At 60.7% G+C, this 22,849-nt stretch carries 20 protein-coding genes and 2 pseudogenes; 10 read left to right on the forward strand and 12 right to left on the reverse strand.

Annotated features, from left to right (window positions below):
• Window positions 1-634 (forward strand): mandelate racemase/muconate lactonizing enzyme family protein (locus tag BLU35_RS33375; RefSeq protein ID WP_143033047.1); only part of this gene is annotated, 634 nt, incomplete at its 5' end.
• An 84-nt stretch (window positions 635-718) separates the two neighbouring features.
• Here BLU35_RS33375 and BLU35_RS33380 read toward each other — a convergent pair.
• The gene (locus tag BLU35_RS33380; RefSeq protein ID WP_093236320.1) at window positions 719-1,669 is read right to left on the reverse strand and encodes a helix-turn-helix domain-containing protein; all 951 of its coding nucleotides are present in this window, start codon (window positions 1,667-1,669) and stop codon (window positions 719-721) included.
• 212 nt (window positions 1,670-1,881) lie between these two features.
• Here BLU35_RS33380 and BLU35_RS33385 point away from each other — a divergent pair, with 212 nt between their 5' ends.
• The 6 genes from BLU35_RS33385 (at window position 1,882) to BLU35_RS33410 (ending at window position 8,821) form a co-directional block, all read left to right on the forward strand.
• Window positions 1,882-2,763: a carbohydrate ABC transporter permease gene (locus BLU35_RS33385; protein WP_093236321.1), complete on the forward strand. Its 882-nt coding sequence runs from the start codon at window positions 1,882-1,884 to the stop codon at window positions 2,761-2,763.
• Window positions 2,764-2,766: 3 nt separating this feature from the next.
• Window positions 2,767-3,651, forward strand: a complete 885-nt coding sequence (locus BLU35_RS33390) for a carbohydrate ABC transporter permease (protein WP_093236322.1) — start codon at window positions 2,767-2,769, stop codon at window positions 3,649-3,651.
• Between the two features lie 2 nt (window positions 3,652-3,653).
• Window positions 3,654-4,748, forward strand: coding sequence for an ABC transporter ATP-binding protein (locus tag BLU35_RS33395; protein ID WP_093236323.1), 1,095 nt, complete (start codon window positions 3,654-3,656; stop codon window positions 4,746-4,748).
• A 40-nt stretch (window positions 4,749-4,788) separates the two neighbouring features.
• On the forward strand, window positions 4,789-6,054 hold the full coding sequence (locus tag BLU35_RS33400) for an ABC transporter substrate-binding protein (protein WP_093236324.1): 1,266 nt from the start codon (window positions 4,789-4,791) through the stop codon (window positions 6,052-6,054).
• 68 nt (window positions 6,055-6,122) lie between these two features.
• Window positions 6,123-7,676: a polygalacturonase PglA gene (gene pglA, locus BLU35_RS33405; protein WP_093236325.1), complete on the forward strand. Its 1,554-nt coding sequence runs from the start codon at window positions 6,123-6,125 to the stop codon at window positions 7,674-7,676.
• Window positions 7,677-7,684: 8 nt separating this feature from the next.
• Window positions 7,685-8,821, forward strand: coding sequence for a glycoside hydrolase family 88/105 protein (locus BLU35_RS33410; protein ID WP_093236326.1), 1,137 nt, complete (start codon window positions 7,685-7,687; stop codon window positions 8,819-8,821).
• A 486-nt stretch (window positions 8,822-9,307) separates the two neighbouring features.
• Here BLU35_RS33410 and BLU35_RS33415 read toward each other — a convergent pair whose 3' ends face one another.
• Complete coding sequence (locus BLU35_RS33415; protein ID WP_093236327.1) at window positions 9,308-9,595, reverse strand: helix-turn-helix domain-containing protein; 288 nt, start codon at window positions 9,593-9,595, stop codon at window positions 9,308-9,310.
• A gap of 5 nt (window positions 9,596-9,600) precedes the next feature.
• The gene (locus BLU35_RS33420; RefSeq protein WP_093236328.1) at window positions 9,601-10,938 is read right to left on the reverse strand and encodes a type II toxin-antitoxin system HipA family toxin; all 1,338 of its coding nucleotides are present in this window, start codon (window positions 10,936-10,938) and stop codon (window positions 9,601-9,603) included.
• A gap of 357 nt (window positions 10,939-11,295) precedes the next feature.
• Between BLU35_RS33420 and BLU35_RS35850 the strand changes: the two genes are divergently transcribed.
• A complete protein-coding gene (locus BLU35_RS35850; protein ID WP_176907555.1) occupies window positions 11,296-11,451 on the forward strand; it encodes a hypothetical protein in 156 nt (51 codons plus the stop codon).
• Window positions 11,452-11,687: 236 nt separating this feature from the next.
• Here the strand turns inward: BLU35_RS35850 and BLU35_RS33425 are convergent.
• The 3 genes and pseudogenes from BLU35_RS33425 to BLU35_RS35430 form a co-directional block, all read right to left on the reverse strand.
• Window positions 11,688-12,004, reverse strand: a pseudogene (locus BLU35_RS33425) (YkvA family protein); the annotation flags it as partial.
• Window positions 12,005-12,117: 113 nt separating this feature from the next.
• The gene (locus BLU35_RS33430) at window positions 12,118-13,083 is read right to left on the reverse strand and encodes a phytanoyl-CoA dioxygenase family protein (RefSeq protein ID WP_093236329.1); all 966 of its coding nucleotides are present in this window, start codon (window positions 13,081-13,083) and stop codon (window positions 12,118-12,120) included.
• 46 nt (window positions 13,084-13,129) lie between these two features.
• Entirely contained in the window at window positions 13,130-13,336 is a 207-nt protein-coding gene (locus BLU35_RS35430) for a hypothetical protein (protein ID WP_143033048.1), read from the reverse strand.
• A gap of 61 nt (window positions 13,337-13,397) precedes the next feature.
• Between BLU35_RS35430 and BLU35_RS33435 the strand changes: the two are divergent.
• Window positions 13,398-14,024: pseudogene (locus BLU35_RS33435) on the forward strand (aminotransferase class III-fold pyridoxal phosphate-dependent enzyme); the annotation flags it as partial.
• A gap of 231 nt (window positions 14,025-14,255) precedes the next feature.
• On the opposite strand, the gene BLU35_RS33440 reads toward BLU35_RS33435, so the two are convergent.
• The 6 genes from BLU35_RS33440 to BLU35_RS33465 form a co-directional block, all read right to left on the reverse strand.
• Window positions 14,256-15,329, reverse strand: a complete 1,074-nt coding sequence (locus BLU35_RS33440) for a lipocalin-like domain-containing protein (RefSeq protein ID WP_093236330.1) — start codon at window positions 15,327-15,329, stop codon at window positions 14,256-14,258.
• On the reverse strand, window positions 15,319-17,730 hold the full coding sequence (locus tag BLU35_RS33445) for an ABC transporter permease (protein WP_093236331.1): 2,412 nt from the start codon (window positions 17,728-17,730) through the stop codon (window positions 15,319-15,321). The genes BLU35_RS33440 and BLU35_RS33445 overlap by 11 nt, the downstream gene beginning before the upstream one ends.
• Window positions 17,727-18,380, reverse strand: a complete 654-nt coding sequence (locus BLU35_RS33450; protein ID WP_093236335.1) for an ABC transporter ATP-binding protein — start codon at window positions 18,378-18,380, stop codon at window positions 17,727-17,729. The genes BLU35_RS33445 and BLU35_RS33450 overlap by 4 nt, the downstream gene beginning before the upstream one ends.
• A gap of 96 nt (window positions 18,381-18,476) precedes the next feature.
• Window positions 18,477-18,725: a hypothetical protein gene (locus BLU35_RS33455; protein ID WP_093236332.1), complete on the reverse strand. Its 249-nt coding sequence runs from the start codon at window positions 18,723-18,725 to the stop codon at window positions 18,477-18,479.
• 274 nt (window positions 18,726-18,999) lie between these two features.
• Window positions 19,000-21,381, reverse strand: a complete 2,382-nt coding sequence (locus BLU35_RS33460; RefSeq protein ID WP_286161717.1) for a spermine/spermidine synthase domain-containing protein — start codon at window positions 21,379-21,381, stop codon at window positions 19,000-19,002.
• Between the two features lie 65 nt (window positions 21,382-21,446).
• Window positions 21,447-22,199: a protein-L-isoaspartate(D-aspartate) O-methyltransferase gene (locus BLU35_RS33465; protein WP_093236334.1), complete on the reverse strand. Its 753-nt coding sequence runs from the start codon at window positions 22,197-22,199 to the stop codon at window positions 21,447-21,449.
• 388 nt (window positions 22,200-22,587) lie between these two features.
• Between BLU35_RS33465 and BLU35_RS33470 the strand changes: the two genes are divergently transcribed.
• Window positions 22,588-22,719: a DUF6494 family protein gene (locus tag BLU35_RS33470; protein ID WP_286161718.1), complete on the forward strand. Its 132-nt coding sequence runs from the start codon at window positions 22,588-22,590 to the stop codon at window positions 22,717-22,719.
• Window positions 22,720-22,849: the final 130 nt, after the last annotated feature.

The raw sequence follows: 22,849 nt of genomic DNA on the forward strand, positions 1-22,849 counted from the left end.
CTTTAGCATCGACGAAGACCTGCGCGTCATCCGCGCGGTGCGCGAGGCGATCGGCGACGAGATGCGGCTGATGATCGATGCCAACCATGGCTACACCGTCACCGAGGCGATCCGCCTCGGCAAGGCGGCGGCGGACTACGATATCGACTGGTTCGAGGAGCCAGTGGTGCCGGAACAGCTTTCGGCCTATCGCGAGGTCAGGGCCGGGCAGCCCATCCCGGTCGCAGGCGGCGAGACGTGGCACGCGCGTTACGGAATGTGGCCCGCGATCGAGAGCCGCGCCGTCGACATCCTGCAGCCGGATCTCTGCGGCTGCGGTGGGTTCTCCGAGATGGCGAAGATTGCAAGTCTTGCGACGTTGCATGGCGTTCGCATCGTGCCGCATGTCTGGGGTACCGGCGTGCATCTTGCCGCTGCGCTACAGTTCATGGCGGCGATGACGCCGGACCCGGTGCGGGTGAACCCGATCGAGCCGATCATGGAGTTCGACCGGACGGAGAATCCCTTCCGCCAGGCGGTGCTGAAGACGCCGATCGAGGCCGTGAATGGTGTCGTTGCCATCCCGGACGCGCCCGGTCTCGGCATAGAGATCGATCGCGGTGCGCTCGCCCAGTTCAAAATAGCCGTAGGCTGAGAACATCAGGAGATGCCAGCTGCGCGCAGACCTTATGCTCTTCCTCGGCCCGGGACAGAGATTGCGGCAGCCCATCTTGCATGCTTAGCGACCCAGTGCCGATCGCGTGTCCGACTGATTACCGGCAAGTCCATCCGCAAGCGCCAGTGCCTGCTCGGGCTCATCGAGTTGCATCAAGCCGCCATCGCGGCTCTGGCGGACCTTGTTCAGATGATCGCGCGGACTGAGGCCCAAGGTCCGCTTGAACATGCGGGAGAAGTAATAGGGGTCGGAATAGCCTACTTCGGTGGCGGCCGCCGCGACCGAAAGGCCAGCCTCCAGAAAGTGCATCGCGCGCTCCATTCGCTTCAGCTCTTGGTACTTGCGCGGCGTGCGGGTCACCCGCTTCTGGAATTCGCGCAGGAAGTAGTCGCGATTATAGGGCGTTGCATCGACCGCACGGGTCGCAATATCCGGATCAAGCGGGTTGGCAGAGATCATAGTTGCGGCCTTCATGACCGCAAGATCGATCGCGTCGGCACCCTCGGGTTGGTAGGTGGCATGGTCCCGCCACCCGATGAACGCATCCTCGATAAAGGCGATGAGCAACACCATGAACAGGTGATGCTGGCCGAGGGTCACGGAGGATGGAGGCGCACTCTGACGATAGTGCCGGACCAGCGGTTCGAGAAGCGGCCAGCGCATGAGGCGCAACTTCGGTTGCAGGTCCATCTGCGCGACGAGGTTGTGGCGTCCGTAGATATCGAGCGTGAAGTGCTGCGCGACGCCGAGGTAGGTCTCCCGCCCCACATTCCATCCGACGAAACGCTGGCCACGCAAAATCAGCATCGCGTCACCCGGCTCCATGATTCGAGGTTCGCCGTCTATCAGGTAATGCCCGCGCCCTTCGAGGCAGATCACAAGGTCATCGACCTCATTGGACTTGTCGATCCGCCAGGTGTGCGAGTGTTCCATGCGGATAGCGGCTCGCGTCAAATTGAGGGTCAGCGCCGTCGGCGGAATCGCAGAGAGAATTCCACCTTCAATTTCGTCCATCTTTTTCCTCGCCTTTGTGAATTCATTCTGCAGAAGAGATGGACGATTGTCACCGCATAAACCGCGTATGCGCACCACATCGTCTGGGAGGAGGGATCGGGTCGTGGCGAAAAAGGGGAAATCCCACTTTGGTCCGTGCCGATCCGGGAGCGTAATTTGTACGAAAATGTATCCATAAAGACAGCATTTCTGTGCCATCCGGGAGGAAGGGCATGAAAGGGCAGCGCCTTCTCGGGCTCGGTTATCTCGCGCCCTACATCATCGGCCTTTTGATTTTCACGGCCATTCCGTTCATCGGCTCGTTCTACCTGAGCTTCACCAGGTATGACCTGATGAGCGAGCCACGCTGGACGGGGCTCGCCAATTACGAGCGGCTGTTTACCCGTGACCGCACGTTCATCAAGTCGTTGAACGTCACGTTGCTCTACGTGTTCCTGACCGTGCCGTTGAAGCTCGCCTTTGCCCTCTTCATCGCAGCGATCCTGAATTACCGATTGAAATTTATCGGCCTCTTCCGCACGGCCTTCTATGTGCCGTCGATCCTTGGAGGTTCGATCGCCATCGCCGTCTTGTGGCGCTATGTCTTTGCCTCGGAGGGGCTTGCGAACATGGCGCTCGCCACGTTGGGGCTTGCCCCGGTCGACTGGTTCGGCGATCCGACCAATGCGCTCTTCACCATTACGCTTCTGCGCTGCTGGCAGTTCGGTTCGGCCATGGTCATCTTCCTGGCAGCGCTACAATCCATCGACAAATCGCTCTATGAGGCGGCGGCAATCGATGGTGCGGGCAAAGTGCGGACCTTCTTCTGGATCACGCTGCCGCTGCTGACCCCGGTCATTTTCTTCAACCTTATCATGCAGATGGTTCAGGCGTTCCAGGAGTTCAATGGCCCCTACATCATCACCCAGGGCGGTCCGCTGAAGGCCACCTATCTGCTGCCGCTCTACATCTATGACGAGGCGTTCAAGAAGTTCAACATGGGCTATGCCTCGTCCATTGCCTGGGTGCTTTTTGCCATCATTACCGTGCTGACCCTCGTCGCCTTCTGGTCTTCGAAGAAATGGGTCTACTACGCCGGCGACAAGAGGAACTGAGCCATGGCCGATCTTCAAACGCTCAACGGCCAGCAGACCACACGCAGGGCAAGGCTTGGCCTGCTGTCGACGACGGTTCGCTACGTGTTGCTCTTTTCGGTCGGTTTCGTCATGCTTTATCCGCTGATCTGGCTGGTCGGCGCGAGTTTCAAGACCAACTCAGAGATCTTCGCCGGGGCGGGCTTCCTGCCGGACAACCCGACCGCCGATGGCTACATCAAAGGCTGGCAGACATCGACGCCCTATACCTTCGGCCGGTTCTTCTGGAATTCGTTCCTGATCATCCTGCCGAAGGTGATCGGCACGGCGATCTCCTGCACCATGGCGGCCTACGCCTTCGCGCGGTTCGATTTCCCGTTCAAGAAGATCCTCTTCGCTTCGGTGATCGCGATCCTGCTCTTGCCGAATGTCGTGACGCGCATCCCGCAATATATCCTGTTCCGTGATCTCGGCTGGCTGGACAGTTTCCTGCCGCTCTGGGTGCCCTCTGCCTTCGCCGGCGATGCCTTCTTCGTCTTCATGCTGGTGCAGTTCCTACGCTCTTTGCCGGCAGACATGGAAGAGGCAGCGCGTGTCGATGGCGCAAACAGTTTCCAGACGCTGGTCTACATCGTCGTTCCAATGCTGGCGCCGGCGCTGATCTCAGTCTGCCTGTTCCAGTTCATGTGGACGATGAACGATTTTCTGGGCCCGCTGATCTATCTGTCATCGGTCGACAAGTATCCCGTGAGCCTCGCGCTCAAACTCTCCATCGACACGACAGAGGCCTTTGAATGGAACCGCATTCTCGCAATGTCGGTGCTGACCATCACACCCGCTCTGGTCGTGTTCTTCGCTGCGCAACGGTACTTCATTGAAGGGATCTCCTCCGGGGGAGTCAAAGGCTGACCATGGCAAAGGTTCAACTGAAAGATCTTGAAAAGGTTTATGGCGGCGCGTTCAAGGCCGTGCATGGCATCAACCTCGACATCGAGGATGGTGAGTTCATGGTCTTCGTCGGGCCTTCGGGCTGCGCCAAGTCCACCACATTGCGCATGGTCGCGGGGCTCGAGGAAGTCTCGGGCGGCGAGATCGTGATCGGTGACCAAAGGGTCAACGACCTGCCGCCGGGCAAGCGTTCGATCGCGATGGTGTTCCAGAATTACGCGCTCTATCCGCACATGAAGGTGCGCGGCAACCTGGCTTTCGGGCTGAAGATTGCCGGCAAGCCGAAGGCAGAGATCGACGCAGCCATCAAGCACGTGGCCAGGATCCTCGAGATCGAGCCGCTGCTCGACCGCCTGCCAAAGCAGCTCTCCGGCGGACAGGCGCAGCGCGTCGCGCTCGGACGTGCCCTCATCAAGAAGCCAGGCGTCTTCCTGTTCGATGAGCCGCTTTCCAATCTCGACGCCAAGCTGCGCGCCTCAATGCGGGTCCGCATCACCGGTCTGCACAGACAGTTGAAGGCCGAAGGCCTGTCTTCGACTGTCATCTACGTGACGCACGACCAGACGGAAGCCATGACCATGGGAGACCGGATCTGCGTCATGCAGGCTGGCCACATCATGCAGGTGGCAACGCCCAAGGAACTCTACAATCGTCCGGCAAACCTGTTTGTCGCCGGCTTCATCGGAAGCCCCGAGATGAACCTCGTCGATGCGACGCTTCAGGGCGGCGATCTCCAGATCGGAAGCCAGCGCGTGGCGCTCGGCGCCAATCTCGAGGGCAGACTTTCGGCCAGACCTACAGAGGCCGTGCTTGGCATGCGCCCGCAGCATCTTTCGCTCGTCGCCGATGGGCCGGGCCTTTCAGCAAGGCTCACCAACGCCGAGTTCATGGGGCACGAAGTGTACCTGCATGCCGACCTCGAAGGCCGCAAACTGGTGAGCGTCGTGGGCGCCGCCGAATTCGAGACACTTGGCCAGTCGGACGTTATCCGCCTGCGCCCGGACCCCGACCACCTGCATGTTTTCGACAAGACCGATGGCCGCAACGTTTCGCTGTGAGGAGGGAGCGCTCGGCCCAATTCCAAGGAGGAGAAGTTCGATGAAAATGAAGAGAACGATCGCAGCATTGGCCGGCGTTGCCTATGGCGCCCTGGCCCTCGGGACGGCCGCTCAGGGCGCCGAACTGCGCATGGCCTGGTGGGGCGGCGAGAGCCGCCACGTCGCCACCCAGAAGGCGATCGCCGCCTGTGGCGAGAAATATGGCCATACAGTCAAGGGCGAATTCACGGGATTTGACGGTTACCTCGAAAAGCTGACGACCCAGATGGCCGGCAAGACCGAAGCCGATATCATCCAGGTCAACTGGCCCTGGCTGCCGTTGTTCTCGAAGAATGGCGACGGCTTCGCTGATCTGCGCAAGCTCAAGGCGATCGATCTTTCCAACTGGAGCGAGGCGGAGCTCGCCGCCAGCTCGATGAACGGCGTGCTGCAAGGGCTCTCCGTTTCGACGACGGGCCGCGTCTTCTTCTTCAACGCCACGACATTCGAAAAGGCAGGCGTCGCCATTCCGAAAAGCTGGGACGAATTCTTCACGGCCACGGCGACGATCAAGGAAAAGCTCGGCAAGGACTACTATACCTTCAACGCCGTCAAGGAGACGGCGCAGCTTTTGACCACGCTGGCCGTGGTGCAGAAGACCGGGAAGGATCTAGTCGATCCCGCGACCAATCGCGTTGCCTGGACGCCGGAGGAACTTGCCGAGGGCATATCGTTCCTGGGCAAGTTGGTCGAGACCGGAGCGATCAGATCGCAGAAGGAAGAAGCAGCCGATGGCAATGTCAATCTGTTTGAAAAGCCGGCCTGGGCAGACGGCAAGATTGCCGGCTCCTACGAATGGGATTCGACCTATTCGAAATATGCAGACCCGTTGAAAGACGGTCAGCTATTGAAGCCGGTGGCAATGTTGAAGCTTCCGGATGCGGTGACCGAAGGGGTCTATCGCAAGCCCTCGATGGTGTTCTCCATCTCCAAGTACTCCAAGGACCCCGAGGCGGCAACTCAGATCGTCAATTGCTTGCTGAACGAACCGGAGGGCATCGATGCGCTCGGCACATCGCGCGGCTTGCCGGCGTCGAAGGCCGCCGCCGCCCGTCTCGGCAACAAGGGCGAAGCGGAAGTGCGCGCAGCAAACGCGATCGTCGTTGCCGCAAGCGGCCCGGCCGTCTCGCCGTTCAACGAGCATCCGGAAGTGCGCGCAGCCTTTATCGATACGCTGGAGGAATATGCCTATGGCCAGCTCAAGGCGGATGAGGCAGCCGCGCAGATCATCGATACGGTGAACGAAGTGCTCGCCGAGTTCGATTGATCCTCAGACTTCCCGCTGCGATATCCGCGGCGGGTCGTCTTTACGGGACAAGCCAAGAGAACGAGACCATGATCCGACCGTCCATCATCGCGCTGTCAGCGCGAACGGCAGCGCTTTGCCTGCCTAAAGCCGGAGCGCTCTATCGCCTGCTTGAGCCCGCGTCCTGGCGGCTTTCGGCGTTGACTGGCGACGGCGACGTGCGCGAAGGCGCGGCAACGACGGTCGTGAGCCTTTTTCACGATCTGCAGCCCGGTGTTCGCTACCGGCTCGAGGTCGAAGGGTTCCAATCGCTCGAGTTCGAAACGGCAGCCTGCGCCGGTCTGATCGATCCAACCGCATTCGGGCTTGTGCAGGGTGTGCGTCACAACGACCTTGAGGGTGCCCGCGCCAATGCCGCCGCACTGGCGGATGCCGTCGTCGCCGTGCCCGACGGGGGCGCTTTGCACTTGCCCAAAGGTGACTGGACGACCTTTCCGGTTCGGCTCAAGAGCGGCATGACGCTGCATATTTCCAAGGGAGCGGTCCTTCATGCGCCCTCGGTGCGCGCGGGCTGGCCCATTCTTGAGGGGCGCGATGCAATGGGCAGGATGCTGGGAAGCTGGGAGGGTCTGCCGGCCGCCTGTTTTGCCGCTCCAATACATGCCATCGGCGCTGAAAGCCTGGTGATCGAGGGCGAGGGCACGCTCGACGGATCAGGAGACCGGGGTGATTGGTGGAGCTGGCCAAAGGAAACCCGCGACGGAGCCCGCCGCCCGCGTGGCCTCCACCTCGTTTCCTGCACGGACGTGAAATTGCTTGGCTTTACCATCCGCAACGCGCCGTCCTGGACAGTCCATCCGCAAGGTTGCAGCCGGCTGGTCGCTGCAGGCCTCACCGTGGCTGCTCCGCCCGACAGCCCGAATACCGATGGATTCAATCCCGAAAGCTGCCGCGACGTCACGATCACCGGCGTGCGATTTTCCGTGGGGGACGACTGCATCGCAGTCAAAGCGGGAAAGCGCGGGCCAAATGGCGAAGACGATCACCTTACCGAAACTCGCGGCATCCGTGTCACCCATTGCCTGATGGAGCGGGGCCACGGCGGCCTCGTTATTGGCTCGGAAATGTCCGGCGGCGTGCACGATGTCGCCGTCGAGGACTGCGAGATGATCGGCACCGATCGCGGCTTGCGTCTGAAGACAAGGCGCGGTCGCGGCGGCTCGATCACGAACATTGCCATGCGGCGAGTTCTCATGGATGGCGTCGAGACGGCGCTATCGGCCAACGCCCATTATCATTGCGACGCGGACGGCCACGATGAGTGGGTGCAATCGCGCTGGCCGGCTGCTACCGGCCCGGGAACCCCAATCATCGATGGTGTCACCGTTGAGGACGTCGAAATCCGCAAGCTCGCGCACGCGGCAGGGGCATTTCTCGGGCTGCCGGAAGCACCGATCCGCAACATCAGAGTTCGCCGGTTGAAGATCGCGTCCTTTCGCGGCGACGCGACCGCTACGCCTCCGATCATGGCTGACCGGGTGCGACCGATGCGGCACGAGACGATCGTCGCCGAGTGCGCCGACGTCGACTGCGATGAACCTGCGCTCTTGAGCAAAGCCTCGATTTCCGTTTCCCTTGAATGAGATATCCGATGGACCCGACCACCTATTTCGACCAATTCGCGCGACGCTACACTCCCTATAAGGGGGGAAGCTGGTGCTATGAGGACGGCTGCATTTACCGCGGTCTCCGCCTTCTTTTCGAGGCGACCGGCGAGGGGCGCTGGAGCGAGCACCTGCGCCGGCTTATCGACCGCCAGGTCGCTCCTGACGGCACACTGCTCGGCTACGATCATGCGGAGTACAATATCGACAACATCCTTGCAGGACGCGTCCTGTTCCCGCTCGCCGTAGAAACAGGGGATCCCCGCTACAGGAAAGCGGCAGATCATCTCGCAGGCCAACTCGAAACCCATCCGCGTATTCTCTCCGGCAACTATTGGCACAAGCAGCGCTACCCTAACCAGGTCTGGCTCGATGGTCTCTATATGGGTCTCCCGTTTCAGATCGAATACGCACTTACGACCGGCAATCCGGCTCTGATTGCCGATGCGCTTCAGCAGTTCACGTCAGCACTTGCGCTCACCGCGACCGCCAAGGGCCTCTACGTGCACGGCTATGATGACAGCCGGAAGCAAAGTTGGGCCGACCCGATTACAGGCAGGTCGCCGGCGGTCTGGGCCCGGGCCGTCGGCTGGCTGGCAATGGCATTGGTTGATGCGCTGGCGCTTCTGCCCAACGACAGGGCGACCGCAGCGCTACGTTTGAGGACCAGCCTGCTGCTTGACGAGTTGATGGCACGCCAGACGCCGTCCGGCCTCTGGATGCAAGTCCTCGATGAGCCCGATCTTGCGTGCAATTATGAGGAAAGCTCTGCTTCTGCCATGTTTGCCTACGCATTGCTGCGCTACGCGCGACTGGGCCTTTCTCAGGCTGATCGAGCCATTGTGGCCGGCCGGCGGGCCCTCAACGCATTGATTTCGGGGCGCCTTGTCGCCGATAGCGAGGGCATCACTCGATTGACGACAATCGTCGGTGTCGCTGGTCTTGGCGGCTTCGAAGGCAACTATCGCGACGGCTCGCCCGGCTACTACCTCTCGGAGCAGGTGGTCGCCGATGACGCCAAGGGCGTCGGACCACTGATGATGGCCTTCGCCGAAGGCCTGAGGTGCTGCGACAAGTCCCTTAGCGTTGCAACCGGCCGACAAGGATCGGCCAGCTCCAGATGAAGCGTATCGGAGCTTTCAGTATAGCGCCGCGTCAGCGGGGAAAGCGGGACCGACTGCCCCCGTCCGAAGCGTTCCGTGTCGAATACCTTCGACGTTTTGCCGCCGACAGGTCCTTTCAATTCGTCTTCACAGCCGGCTGAAACACCGTCTCGACGGTTCTGAACGACGCTGAGGAAACGGTTTACCCCGCAAATAAGACCTGCTGTCGGGCGACGTCGAGTTTAAATTGGATGCAGTTTAAATTGGACGTCAAGCTGCACGGGCGGATAAACAGACGGGACCCAAGAGGAGCAGCGCGTGATCGCGACGAGGCCTGGCTACATATCGCGTAAACACCATAACGATCGGGCTTTCAAATACCGTGTCTTCTAGAAAATGGGCCGGACGGAAGCGGGTCTCGAGCACCACGAGCAAAGCGATAAGCCGATCCACAGTAGGGTAGGATAACCTCCAGAACGGATGCGACACGTCGAGCGAGAACTTTGATTAGGGATCCTGCCGTAGCTTCGGCACGAAACCCACTGCGAAGCCAAACAGCCGGCCAACCTTGTCCAACGTCTCCAATGTCGGGTTAGCAGTGCCCGCTTCGATTTCCGCGACCTGTCTACGAGTAAGGCCGAGGGTGTTGGCAAACTCCTGCTGCGTGAGGCCTATGCTTTTGCGCATATCCACCACAGCATCCGGCAAATGCAAGCCGCCGCGTCGCGCCTGTTCTGCAAGATCCTGGCGCATCACCGAAACCTGCTCTTTCGTCGGCTTTTTCCACCGTGCCACTTTGATCAGGCTCCTTCCGGTTTAGAGAACGCGTCTTCAACACCGTCAGCGATCTCGCTGCAGCGCATCATGGCTCGTTCGATGATGACGTCCGGCGCTCCCAACCTTTTCGCATGGCTCGGCACCAGTCTGAGACGCTGTGCGAAAGCCTGCAGCTCTGACATCAGCTTCGTCTGAACATCGCGGTCCGGCCAGACCTCAGCACAAATCCGTTTCCAGTCAGGTGAATGGTCCAGGCCGCCGTCACGCATGGAGGCCCAACGGGTAGATCGCACAACGCCCTCTTTCGCCAACCGCATGGGAGCAAAGTCAAAGAGTGGTGACAGTCGCATCTTTCCGTTGGGGTACTTGCTCAACGCGGAGTTACGACCGTGATTATCGGGATTGCCGAGCGCGAGGTTGGCGATATCGCGTTTCAAATATTCTGCAATGTCGGCAATCGGGTCATCGGAATGCCGTTTCAGTAGCTCGATGTAGGCCTCATGTGTGCCGATGTGACCGAACTCTGCAACACCGAGCGCCGAAACGAGGCTTTCCTGTCCGAGCCGGATCGTCTCCCCATTCGCGCTAAGGCTCCGGTCAAAGCGAGGGATGATCAGCACACCGTCAGCGTAAATCGACGGTTCTTTGACTTTGAGACCAAGTTCCAAGGCAATGCGCGAATAGATCGCTTCGCCTTCAAGTATGGTGCGGTCAACTGCTTCAGGGCCACGAACAAGCTTGACGATGACGTGCCGTAGGGCCTCGTCGTCGGTCACGATGCTGTCGGGATAAAAGAGCCCGTTCTTCGCCTGGGTCATTGACAGTTTTGGCCACTCACCCTGCAGTCCGCTAGAACCGGAAGCCAACATTGCGAAACGGTCGGCAACTTCCATGAAGCGGTCCGATCGCCCGAGGATATCCGCCTCCGTTACGCCCTGGCGCTGCAAGCCGCTCAATCGAGCGGACTCCGCTTCTGCCGCTTCCTTGATGCGGATGTTGCCAATTCCGCCCGTTGCGGCTCGGAGGAGCAAAGATAGATCCGATGAACGAGCCGCTTCGTCGAGCCCCATATGCTCAGCCAACTTTCGCCGTGCATGGCCTTGTGGCATGAGATCCAGGAGGAAAGCTGGCCAGTGACGGCTGTACCGATTTTCAAGGTCAATCGGACAGCGAACAGACAATGCGCGGTGATCGCAGACCGTCTGACCCGCAGCGAAACCCTGCGCGGCCGTGGCGAGAAAGTAGTCGAGATCGTAGTCGACGACCGAACTACCGACGTAGCCGGTATCGTCGTCCTTCAGCTCAAGAGCTGCCGCGTCGTGCCATTCGCCGTCAAAGTGGATCTGCAGTGTTCTTTTCATTTTTCGACCCCTTTGATGGGATCATTACCGCCGAAAACCAAGTTATCAACCCCTTAAAAGGGGCAATAGTGCCGAAAATCACGTAAGATGTATTATGGAACTGGACAGCCATTTGGGCAGTGTTGCTTTTTCGAACCTAATGACCTTTTAGGCAACCTTCCGAAACGGTGTGAAAGGTCATTTGGCTGTTGCGTTCTCGCCCTACACCGAAGTGCAGCGCGTCCTTTCATCTGCTACGAAACAAGCCACTCAAGCTCAGTTCGACATCGTTGCCGCCAGCGACGGCTGGTTTGGTCAGCGTGGGTTCCTCCGGCTCCGCGGTTCTGGGCGACGATCTGGAGCGACGTCCTGAAAACGTTGCTGGAGCCATCGACACGCCGTAAGCATCTTTCCGCTCTTGCTCGGCTCTACGACGCCGTCCAGCGCCTGCGTGGCAGCGACTGCCTCGACTGTCTCATCGCCGACGCCGATGGTGCCGAGGATGTCGTCACGGCGACCGACTTGGAAAGCTGACATACGGCTGGGCGATCAGCGTTTACGCGGGCGGTCGAAACCGTCGTTCGCGTTGGCGATACGACCATCTCAACGAGATCGTCGCTTCGGCTCCTAGAATCCTGGAGAGGAGCCATGCATTAGTTCTTAAGATAGGGCATGATCACGCTCCGTAGCCTATATCGCCCCACTCCTGTCTGAGTGGTAGACTAGGCATCGTGTGCTGGGAAGCTACAGGACAATCTTCGAACCACGATCCATATTGCAACAATGAAAAACGCCGCGCCGGGACTAACCGGCCTTCCGGCTGCGGCTGTTGCATGATGTTCCGCCATGACATCAGGAGGTACCATGCGTATAGCCGGGAGGATTGCCAGCGGCAGTATGATCACCTCGTCGAGATAACCGAGGACGGGGATGAAGTCTGGAATAAGATCAATGGGCGAGAGCGCGTAGGCCGCTATTAAGAAGGAAAATGCCTTTGCGTACCACGGCGTGCGAGGGTCGTGCGAGGGTCGTGCGAGGCTAGCCAAAGAGCATGGACGTCTCTCTTGATCGTCCGAGCCCACTGTTTAAGCAGCTTCAACATCAGACCCCACCTCGCGCCTCACACGACGTGGAGGTATCTAACGGATGCCAGATGACATTTGAAGCCCCATTGGCGGCGGCTTGCAGTTGCCGCCGAGTTCAGCGGATGACCGGTTCACCGTGATAGCGGCGCTTTGACGGCTTCGACACGCCAAACCCGACCTCCATCATCAGGCGCGGGGACTGTTTTGCCAATGTCCCCATATGAAAGCCAAAGGGGTCCTCGACAAAACCCGTGCCAGCATTGCCGGTCAAGGTGACGGCGCTGTCTTCACCATAGAAACCCAGCACTTCATCGGCCGGATGCCCCACGAGCAGCGTCAGTTGATGCTTGATGCGCCGGCGGTTGTGACTGCCGCGAACATAGACATGCGGGCCGGCATCGGCATCGACGTCGGTGAGGTAGAAAAAGAATTTCAACATCCGCCAATCGTCGAGATCGAAATGGAACTTGAACGAGGCGCGGCTGAGATCGGCCTCCGAGGCCGACTTCGTCGGGAAGCTCCACCATGTCCGTGTGGTGATCAGCTTGGCTTCACCACCGAGATAATGCCTGGCCACGTCGAGAAGCAACGGGTCCCGCTGCACCGCCAGGGCGGCGTCACATTGCTGGACTCGCTCGAAATGATGGCCACTCAGTATCGTGCGGCCGAAACGCCGCTCAGCGTCTGCGTGCTCACCGGCGAGAAACTCAAGCTTACGATCGAAGTTGCCAAAACACGGTGTTTCGTGCCCGAAACGAGCGATTTCCGCTTGGATCGACGCTGGCAGTGTGAGACCGGTAGCGATTCCTGTTCGCCTGAGTTCGGCCGCGACACCTTCCGCTCTCAGGTCACCGAACATCGAAGGCGCAGTACTTGTACTTGATCGCACGGGTCTGGCGGTCAGCCAATGCGCCTTGCGGAACGGCATCGTCCGCGCCAGCAGGAACATCGGTAGCCAGGCTGGATTTTCCCGCACATCCGTCAGATAGGTTGGTACGCGTGCAGCCATGCGGCGGAGGGCCCCGCCGCTGCGTGCGATGGTTTCCAAGTCCTGAGGTTTCGATTTTGGTGCGTCAAGCATCGGATATCCTTACACTGACAAGGTTCTTTCTACGGAAACCTTGGTCTCAATCCCGCAGTCCCGGCCCACGGTCGCGCCATTGTTTGTGTTGCAATGCAGCAAAAGTAAGATCGATTGCGTGAGGCGCATCGAAGGAAACGGGGTGAGAATGCCAGCCCACCAAGCGAGCAGCAGTTCCGAAGCGCTTGTAGCCGCGCTGCGTCAAGCGCGCGCGGTAATTCTGGATCGCTCTCTTCTGTGCGGCACTGCTCATGGCCAGCCTCCGTGTTATATCAGGATATATATCCGATACCCGCCGTGCCCGTCCCGCGAGTCGTGCGACGCTCGGCGGCGCGGTGGACGCGATCCACGAGGCTGACGGCCTCTTTATCGCTGACGAGGTGCAGCCTGGCTTCGGCCGCACGGGCGAAACCATGTGGGGTTTCGAACGCCACGGCGTTGCACCCGACATGGTGACGATCGGCAAGCCAATGGGCAACGGCTATCCGACGGCGGGCATTGTGTTGCGCCCCGATGTGATCGCCGAGTTCGGCCGAAAGGCGCGTTATTTCAACACGTTCGGCGGCAATCCGGTCGCCGCCGCGGCCGGCAGGGCAGTGCTCGACACGATCCGCATTGAAGGCCTGCAGCAGAATGCGCTGGAGGTCGGTTCCTACCTGATGGACGGCCTCAAGAGCCTTTCCGATCGCTACCACGCCATCGGGGACGTGCGCGGTTCCGGTCTCTTCATCGGCGTCGAGATCGTCGCCGACCCTGCCGCCAAGAGCCCCGATGCCGCGCTGACGACCCGGATCGTCAATGGTCTGCGAGAGCGCCGCATCCTCATCAGCGCCTCCGGCCCCAATGCCAATGTTCTAAAAATCAGGCCACCCCTCGTCTTCTCCCGCGAGAACTCGGACATGCTGTTGGATGCAATTGGCGACGTGTTGAAGTCGCTCTGAACAAGAGGCATCGCGCTGCGATCTTTCGGGAATTGCGGCTGTCTGAGCCATCCCAGGCGCCGAACCAAGGCTATCGCCCGGCGGTCAGTTTTTCGGCAGGCCCGCCAGCCCCAGGGACTTTCTCAGCGCGGGGATGCGGAAGATAGCGTAGGCGGCCCATAGCCGCGATAGCTGCGTCTTTCCGTGATCTCAAAGAAAAAGCCCTCGCCTTCCCGCTACCCTTGGTTTGGGCTAGTACCCGGTCATCTCCAGGTAACCCCTGCCACTGACACTGCCCTCGAAGGCGATCGGGCCTTCCCAGTACGGGATGGACGTTGACATCCACGCATGGTCGTTCAGAGGCTGGGTCGTGACGTCAAAGCCGCGACTGGGAATCTGGACGTTCCAGGAAACAGGAATTTGACGCCCTGCGACTTTGGCGGTTCGCACGGGAACGATCTTGAGAGCTGCTGCGGGTAAAGGGTCCGGTCGCCCGTCGGCAGTGATCCAGGTGGCGGAGGTATATCCCTCACCTTCATCTCTGAGACGGAAGCCCATGAGCTTCTCGCCTGTATCGAGATGCAGCGAGAACCAGTCCCAACCGGTCTGGTCTTCCGCGAGCGGCTGTGACGACCACTCGCGGTCAAGCCAAGCCTTCCCCGTCACCTCTACATTCCCGGTCGGTAGCGAAAGCGAGCCGGTCACCGCATAGAACGGTTGCGAATAGTAGTAGCTGCCCTGTCCCTTCGCTGATTTCACCGAATAGCCGTTGTCGCCCTGTGGTACCAGCGGACCGGTAGCCGATAGGCGGAGTTCATAGCCGAATTCCTCTGTAGTCGCGGTCAGGCTGAGGTCGGCCAGTTGATCCACTCCCGGGGCGGCATGTCCCTTCATCTGCCAGTCATCGATCCAGGCCGAGAACGGCGCCGCGACAACACCAGCCTGCCCCACTCCCCCGCGTGATATACGTTCTGCGACGAAATGGTCTTCTGAAGTGGTGACGGCTGCGTGCCCCATCCAGAGCTGTGGGCTCGACCACGCGTTGGCGTCACCCGGAGCAAGCGCTGACCGGAAAAGGGTCCACTGCGCCCCGTATTGAGTTCCGTCGGGGGCTTCAAGATTGGCCGTTAGATACCACCACTCTATCCGGAAGTCCGGATGTGGCCCGTGGTCGGCAGGGAAACGGAACAGCAGGCCGGGCTGTGGCACCGAAAACCCTTCAGCCGGCAAGCCAAGGTCACCAAAACCCTCGGAGGCCGTTTGGCTCCCGCACAAGCTGGCCATGGTCGTCACCGCAAAAGCGATCAGAGTCGATCTAACGCTCATTGGCGAATACCTTCAGAAGTTCCGACGGCGTGAGTCCCGCCAGCCGGCGAAGCGGAATCAATACGGAAACGACCGCAGCGGCGAGTACGACGAGTCCGAGGCGAACCCACTCGTAAGGAAAGATATAGATCGGCAGACGCCAGCCGAAGGCTTCGACGTTCACCACCGCCAGAAGCACCCACGCCAGCGCCAGGCCGAGGGGCAAAGCGGCAATAAATGTCGCCAGCCAGAGCACCAACGTCCTTAGAACTTCAAGAAGAGCGAGATCACGTCTCGTGACCCCCAAGGCCCAAATGGGCGCAAGTTGCGGGAGGCGCATTTCCTGTAGCGTGAGGAGGCTTGAGAACATAGCCAGGGCTGCCACCCCGAGCGTGAAGATGTTCAACGCGCCAGTAACCAAGAATGTGCGATCGAAGATCCGCTGTGACTGTTCCTTCAGTGCCGCTTGATCGACGATATTACCCGGTGGTAGTCCGAATTCGTCGGAGAGCCTTGATTGTAGGTCCGCCACCTGATCAGGCTGGATCCGCAGACCGTAGCGCAGGCGCGAGACCTGCGGGTGGCGAGAGGTCAGGGCGTTTATTCCGGCGATGACCTGGCCCTTTGGGTTTCCGTAATCCGAATAGACGCCGACAACCGCCGCCTTCCAGTCACTCGCCAGATCTAGCTGATCGCCGACGCGGAGCCGGTTCCGCCTCCAGAACTGTTCGTTGACCAGTACCCCTTGACCGGACGCCACCCGATCCCAGACGTCCGGCATGCCAACAATCAGGGGCCAGTGCTTCCGGTAGGTCGGATCGTCAACAACACCGAAGATCTGCATCGGCTGCCCCCGGATCTCGGCATCTACGCTCAAGATCGGCAACACCGATTCCACCTTCGTTGCGAGCCATGTCCTGAGCCTGTCTGCCTCGCCCTCGTTCCGGGCAGCGACGTAAAGCTCGGCGGCGAGGCGTTGGTCGAGCCAGCCGACGAACGTGAGACGGAAACTCGACACCATCGTTCCGACGCCGACGTTTGCCGCCAGCGCAAGAAGCAATGCCATGAGCGCGAGGGAAAGTCCGGGGAGCTGCTGCCGCGCGTCGGCCCAGAACCACGTGACAAGCACGCGCGAAGACGTTCGCTGCATTAAGGTGAGGAACCCGGAGAGTACGGTGGGGAGAAGTAGCGACGCCCCGAGCAGAAGACAGCCAAGAACGCCAAAGCCCGCAGCGAGTCCTTCAGCCCACAGAAGAAGAGCGCCCGAGAGGGCGAGCAAAGCCGCTGCGGCCAACACCTGAACCCGCCGCGCCGCTTGCCACGATCGCCCCCAGGTCTGGGGCTGGGCCGCCGCGAGCAAAGGCACCCTCATCAAGCGCAACAGGCTCTGCGCCGAGGAAACCAATGTTCCGGCCACCGCGATGGCAAAACCAGAAACCCACCACTCCGGACGCAGGGAAAGCGTCCCAGGCACGCTGGCTCCGTAGAGGCCTTCAAGGGTTGCAGCCACTCCGGGCAGCAGCAGCGATGCGACCAGATATCCGATCGCGACGCCGACCGCCCCGGCGGAAAGGGCGAAAAGGACAAGCTCGGAGAGCAGCAGAACCGCAAGCGCACGCAACGAAACTCCAAGGCAACGAAGCGTTCTGAAGGTCGGCCGCCGTTGCTCGAAGGCGAGACCGATCGTCGAGTACACGATGAACAGCCCCACCGCGAAGGCGAGAAAACCGAAGGCCGTCAAATTGAGATGGAAGCTCTCGGTAAGATGCTCGACGTCGGTTTCTGCATTCGGCTCGCGAACCGAGAGCGTTGGAACAAGCTTTTCAAGCGGCTCCAGACCGGAACGTTGGTTTTCGTCGATCACAATCCGACTGAGTTCACCCTCTCTTCTTAACAGCTTCTGGGCCAAGCCGATGTCGATGAAGGCGGCGCCGTCCAGCATCCGATCCGAAACACGCAGCGCGAGGTCCGTCTGTCCTCGCATTTTTTTCGCTGTTGCGGGAGAGACGAACAGCATGCCAGGAGGCGTGATGAAGGAAAGCAAGTCCCCGGCATTTCCCAGGTCGACGGTGTTAGTCTCCGCGGGCATCGTCAGTGGCTCGATGCCGATCACCCTTAACCGGGTGACTCCGAACCGATAGTCTCCCTCCAAAACTGGTGACACGTTCCAGCCCGCCCGTCTGAGCCGCACGAAGGCGGACTGAGGAATCGAGCTGCCGTTTGGAGAAACGAGGTTCGCCAATCCGTTCTGGTCGAGCACAACCGCGGCGCGGGTGTAGCTCGCGCGAGCTTCTGCATTGATCGCCTGCACTCCGCACCACAGGGCCGTCGCCAGCGCCAGGCCGGACAAGAGAGCGCCGAGTTGCAGGGGTCGTCGTCTCCAGTGGGACAGAAGTGCCGTGGCTGCGGTCCACATCTTCATTCGATCTTCCCGGATCGCAAATGCACCTGCCGGTCGAGCCTACCCGCCAGTCTTTGCGAGTGTGTCACCAGGAGAAGTGTCGACCCGCTTCCCTTCGATAGCGAGAGCATCAGTTCCAGGACAGCGTCTCCGTTGGCCTCGTCCAGGTTTCCTGTGGGCTCATCCGCCAGAACTAAGCCGGGACGCGCGGCAAGGGTTCGTCCGATCGCCACCCGCTGCTGCTGTCCGATGGAAAGTTGTTCGGGATATCTGGTCAGCAACGTCCCGATTCCGAGGCGCTCCACGAGTTCATTTTCCCACTCTCTGTCGTGGCGTCCCGCGAGCCTGGCGTGGAAAGCAATGTTCGCGGCCACGTCTAGTGACGGGACAAGGTTGAACTGCTGAAATACGAGGCCGACTTCTGTCCGCCTGTAGGCAGCGCGTTCCCGGTCGTTCAGCTTGGAAATATCTCGCCCCCCGATCGCGATCTCGCCGGAGTCCGCTCGGTCGAGGCCGGCTATGAGATGCAGGAGCGTGCTCTTTCCGCTACCGGACTCCCCTGTCAGGGCAACTCTGTCTCCCGCGCCGAGATCGAGATTGACCCCTCTCAGCACTTCAAGCCGCCCTTCGGCAGTCTCATAGGATTTCCTAAGATTGCGGAGAGCGATCACCGTAGCGGCCAAGATTAGGACGATGGCACATATTTAACTCTCCACAGCCGCTTGGAAAGGCCTGTAGTGAGGAGATGCGAATACTGACGTCGAACGTCACATGGCGACGCGGGAGCCCGGTGATTGCGAGCGTTGATACATCGTCAGCGCCCACTGCGTTCGGAGTACGTCCAGATACAAAATGTAAACGTCATCCTCGCTGCCCCTGACCTTGAAGTATCGGTAGTCGGCGCCATGCCACTGATCGAGGTTTTCGACCACTTCGACCTGCCGGCCGTTGAGGTAAAATCGCCGGATCTTTTCGACACCACCTTCGTCCACAAAGGTTTCGACCTGAACTTGCATGGCGCGCTCGCTATTCTTCTCGGCCGAAAGGCGGCGGACGGCGCCTCCTGCCAGTCGGAGCAGGATTGTTCTTGGACAAATAGCTGGGGGTGGACGAGAAGAAAGGGGCACGGCGCCCCTCGCCGCATGTATTGGACGCCGCACGGCTGCTTGGGACGCCCTCCCCCTGTTTGCACCGGGTAATGTCGCATTCCGCGATCGACACCAAACGATGTGCCGACATCAATTGCAGGATTGCCCGTTTCGCCTATCTCGCGAACAGTTCCGATCTGGATTAACGTCTTGCAACGTCTGCTGATCGTATCGATCCGGCGAGTAAGGCCGGCGCGGCAAGATAGAGGATCACGGCCATCGTCACGACGCCAGTGAATCCGATATGCATTGCAAGCAGCGCGGCGAGGATCGCGCTTAGCACCGACGCACAGCCATTGATCCCCCACGCCCAGGGAAGAAATTCCTCCGAGCGTGCGCCGACGTGGCCGAGGCCGAGGGGGAACGGCATACCCATGAAGACAGCGAGCGGTGCTATGAGGAGGAGCGCGATTGCAATCTTCGCGGCATCCGGGAGTTCCAGCAGCCGTTCGAATATCAAAGGCAGCGCGAGCAGGTATGTCCCGGCCACGAATGCGATTACTACGACAGCGAGGGTGATGCCGCGCACCGCGGATCCGCATCCGACCGCCGCCACCCAGCGTGCAGCCAAGGCGCTACCGAGACCTGCGAAGGCGAGGAAACCCGCAAGCACGACAGCGACGGCGTAGAGCGGATGGCCGAGGAACAGCACGAAGCGCTGGATGAAGGCGATCTCGATGAAGAGGAAGGCCAGGCCCAAGGCAAGGAAATAGAGCCCGAAGCGCAGCCGGGGTACGGCTTTCCCGAGTGCGCGCCGGCGAAGCCAGAGCGGCAGCAGGATCAAGACGGCACTGAGGATCACGGCCTGGACGAGCGTCGTCACCAGGATCAGGTAGCCCCAGTCGAGCATCGCTGCCCCACCTTGGGTGCGCAGCGTCAGGAGCTCGGGCAGCGCACGCCAGCGGAAAAAGTCGAAGAAATATGGTCGATTGTCCGTGGCCGGCGCAATATCGAACTTGTAGCGCTCCGTGAAGTCGGCTCGTTCAGGGCCAAGGAGAGCGAGGGCTCCCTCGTAGAGATATTCCTGGTCGAGTTGATTGTAGCGGTTCACGTCGCTCGCGGAGATGCCCGGCGCCCAGGAGATGTCGAAGAAATTCTCGTCCGCGAAGCCGCGGATGGCTGCGACGTCCTCACCAGTGAACGGCGACGTGGCGACAAGCAGGGTTGCGGTATTCCAACTCCGGATCAGCGCCAGGTGCCGGCCGGGCTGGGACACGCCATCCGCTTCAAGCGCTGCGGTAGCCGTGGCGAACAGCTTAAGGATGTCGCGCGGCGGCACCCGCAGCCATCGCGTGATGGCGACGACGCCATCTGGTTTCAGTACCGACAGGTAATTCCGCAGTGCCTCCACGGTGTAGGTGTAATTCTCGTGCATGCTTTGCACGCCGGCCGCGGCCGCGCTGAAGGAGTCAAGGAGCGGCATCTGGATCACGTCGTAACGCTCGCCAGCGGTCGCAGCGAAGGCGCGCGCCTCGGCTAGATGCAGATGCACGTTCGGTCGGCTGAAGATGCCGCCGGCGAAGTTCGCGAAGCGATTGCGAGCCAGGTCGATCATCTGCGGGTTGACCTCTACAGCGTCCACGAGATCGGCTCCGGAGCGCAGCGCCAGCAGCACCTGCTCGCCGCCACCAGCACCGAGGACCAGCACTCGCGGCCGTGCGAGCATGCGGTACGGGAGCGCCGCCGTTGTCCGGTCGAGATAGGCGACCGTCGCCAGATCGCCGCTATAGGCGGTCATCGCTGTAACACTATCGCCATCGCTGAAGACGGCGAGTTGCGTGGGCGGCTCTTGGGTGTTGGCGAGGCTGAGGCCCGGCGCGTACCGGAATGGGACGCTCGGGCTCTCCACGACTGTCAGTAGTCCGAGCGGGCTTGATCGCTCCTCGACCACCCGCGCGTTGGGGACGTCGAGAGCCATGCTTAGGCCCTTGTATTGCGACATGTGCGGGCCGGTGGCCGTTATGGACGGTGGCAGCCACACCGCGATGACCGCGGCTGCAAGCCCGAGGCTGCCCGCGGCGAGCCGCCGATGGCGAGCCATGCCCGTCGCGGCAAGGGCAGCCGCCGCAAATCCCAACGCCGCGACAAAGCGCAGTGCCGCAGAGGGAAAGACCAGGAACAGGAGTCCGACGATGCCCAGTGCACCGACCCCAGCGCCGACCAGGTCGAAGGCATAGACGCGTCCGATCTGGCCAGGATGGCGGCTGAAGGCAAGGCCGATACAGGTGGCACCAAAAAAGAACGGCAGGACCAGGAGAGCATAGCTAGCCGCGAGCCAACCGAGCTGGCCCGGATTCCAGACGACCTCGAGCGCATTGAACGGCAGGCGTTCGGCACCGGCGAAGCTGGCAACCGCAGTGATGCCGAACAGCGCTGCCGACGCTACGAAGGCGGCCGGGTACCGTTTCACCAGAGGGCGGCGGGCCAATGCAACGAACGTACCGCTCGCGCCGAAGCCCAGGAGTGCGATGCTTATGATCATATAGGCAAATTGATGCCACTGAATGATCGAAAAGAGCCGCATCAGCAGCACTTCGTGAGCAAGGGTTGCCGCCGATATGAGACCAACCGGCAGCAGGCGCCCCGCTCTCATTGGGCTCTACCTCCCCTCAGCGGCACAAAGGCCACCGGCAGCAGTTGCCGGGTCGTGATGCTTCCGTCCCGTCGCTTCTCGACCAGCATGAGAAACTGGGTCGCGAAGGGGCCTCCCACGGGGACGACCATTCGGCCGCCCTTGGCCAGTTGCTCGACCAGCGGTGGCGGGATGTGACTGGCAGCGGCAGTCACCACGATACCGTCGAAAGGCGCGTGCGCAGGCCAACCATAATAGCCGTCGCCCACCCTCACCTCGACATTGTCGAAGCGGAGCTCCGCCAATCGGGCGGCCGCCCTTTCGCCCAGCTCCGGTATGATCTCAATCGAGTAAACCTTCGCTGCGAGCGGCGACAAGACGGCTGCCTGATAACCCGAGCCAGTGCCGATCTCGAGGACAGCGTCGCCAGGCCCAACGTTGATCAGGTCCGTCATCAGCGCGACGATGAAGGGTTGCGAGATGGTCTGTCCGTATCCGATCGGCAATGGCCGATCTCGATAGGCCGCGCCACGCTGCTCCTCGGGCACAAAAAGGTGGCGCGGCACCCTTCCCATCGTCTCCAACACAGCCGGATCGATGCCCTGGCCCTCGACCGCTGACGGCGCCGAACGGGCGTGCATTTTGATCGTCTCGATCATCGCCGCACGCTCGCCGAGTCGATCCTGAGCGGGCGCGGATGTCGAAACCACGGCGGCCGCGCCTGCGAGAACCGCCGCCATTAACGCTTGGCACTGGGCTAGAGGACGCATGAACTCTCTCCCGGTTATATCGCCAGAGTATAGTGGCGGCTGCGGCAATTTTGAACAAATCTCGCCCGGCTCTCTGCGCAAGGCTGCGATGTTACCTAGGGCACACTCCAATGACGGGGCATAATTTATCCTCACCATTAACAACCCGCAGTCCTGCTCCCACGGCCCAAGTCATCGATCGGTTCCGCTCCTCCTCCCAAGGGGCCGATCAAGAGACCCCGATGCCTCCTCCGGGCACGGGGTCTACTTCTATGGCGCGGGCGCCACTGTCCTTCCTTGACAGCTTGCGTTCCCTTACAATCCCTCCCGGATAGGAGAGGAGTTCCGCCATGAGCGAAGACGCCTTCAACATGTCGATCCGCAAGTTCCTGAAAGAAGTCGGCGTCACATCCCAGCGCAGATCGAGGAGACCGTGCGCGAAGGGCAGGTCGGCGGCAAGAAGTTGAAGGTCCGCATTACACTGACGGCGGAAGGCACCAATCTCAACCACATGGTGTACGGCGAGATCGAATTGCCATAGTCCGGCAACGGATCAGCTTTGCGCCATGTGTGGACGGCTCCGGTTTGGCAAGAGGTTTGTTGACTTTTTTGCACATTGCTGGTCGGAGCTGCCATGTGTCCGGCCTTTCAATGCGGCACAGAACGAGGCC

The organism is Sinorhizobium sp. NFACC03, from assembly GCF_900103435.1.
GTDB lineage: Bacteria > Pseudomonadota > Alphaproteobacteria > Rhizobiales > Rhizobiaceae > Ensifer.

Excerpts from the sequence above, each read along its gene's own strand:
- pglA (WP_093236325.1), top strand. The coding sequence starts at position 6,123 with ATGATCCGACCGTCCATCATCGCGCTGTCAGCGCGAACGGCAGCGCTT.
- BLU35_RS33390 (WP_093236322.1), top strand. The coding sequence starts at position 2,767 with ATGGCCGATCTTCAAACGCTCAACGGCCAGCAGACCACACGCAGGGCA.
- BLU35_RS33385 (WP_093236321.1), top strand. The coding sequence starts at position 1,882 with ATGAAAGGGCAGCGCCTTCTCGGGCTCGGTTATCTCGCGCCCTACATC.
- BLU35_RS33410 (WP_093236326.1), top strand. The coding sequence starts at position 7,685 with ATGGACCCGACCACCTATTTCGACCAATTCGCGCGACGCTACACTCCC.
- BLU35_RS33440 (WP_093236330.1), bottom strand. The coding sequence starts at position 15,329 with ATGAGCGTTAGATCGACTCTGATCGCTTTTGCGGTGACGACCATGGCC.
- BLU35_RS33420 (WP_093236328.1), bottom strand. The coding sequence starts at position 10,938 with ATGAAAAGAACACTGCAGATCCACTTTGACGGCGAATGGCACGACGCG.
- BLU35_RS33455 (WP_093236332.1), bottom strand. The coding sequence starts at position 18,725 with ATGCAAGTTCAGGTCGAAACCTTTGTGGACGAAGGTGGTGTCGAAAAG.
- BLU35_RS33465 (WP_093236334.1), bottom strand. The coding sequence starts at position 22,199 with ATGCGTCCTCTAGCCCAGTGCCAAGCGTTAATGGCGGCGGTTCTCGCA.
- BLU35_RS33380 (WP_093236320.1), bottom strand. The coding sequence starts at position 1,669 with ATGGACGAAATTGAAGGTGGAATTCTCTCTGCGATTCCGCCGACGGCG.
- BLU35_RS33445 (WP_093236331.1), bottom strand. The coding sequence starts at position 17,730 with ATGAAGATGTGGACCGCAGCCACGGCACTTCTGTCCCACTGGAGACGA.
- BLU35_RS33395 (WP_093236323.1), top strand. The coding sequence starts at position 3,654 with ATGGCAAAGGTTCAACTGAAAGATCTTGAAAAGGTTTATGGCGGCGCG.
- BLU35_RS35430 (WP_143033048.1), bottom strand. The coding sequence starts at position 13,336 with ATGAGCAGTGCCGCACAGAAGAGAGCGATCCAGAATTACCGCGCGCGC.
- BLU35_RS33430 (WP_093236329.1), bottom strand. The coding sequence starts at position 13,083 with ATGCTTGACGCACCAAAATCGAAACCTCAGGACTTGGAAACCATCGCA.
- BLU35_RS33400 (WP_093236324.1), top strand. The coding sequence starts at position 4,789 with ATGAAAATGAAGAGAACGATCGCAGCATTGGCCGGCGTTGCCTATGGC.
- BLU35_RS33460 (WP_286161717.1), bottom strand. The coding sequence starts at position 21,381 with ATGCGGCTCTTTTCGATCATTCAGTGGCATCAATTTGCCTATATGATC.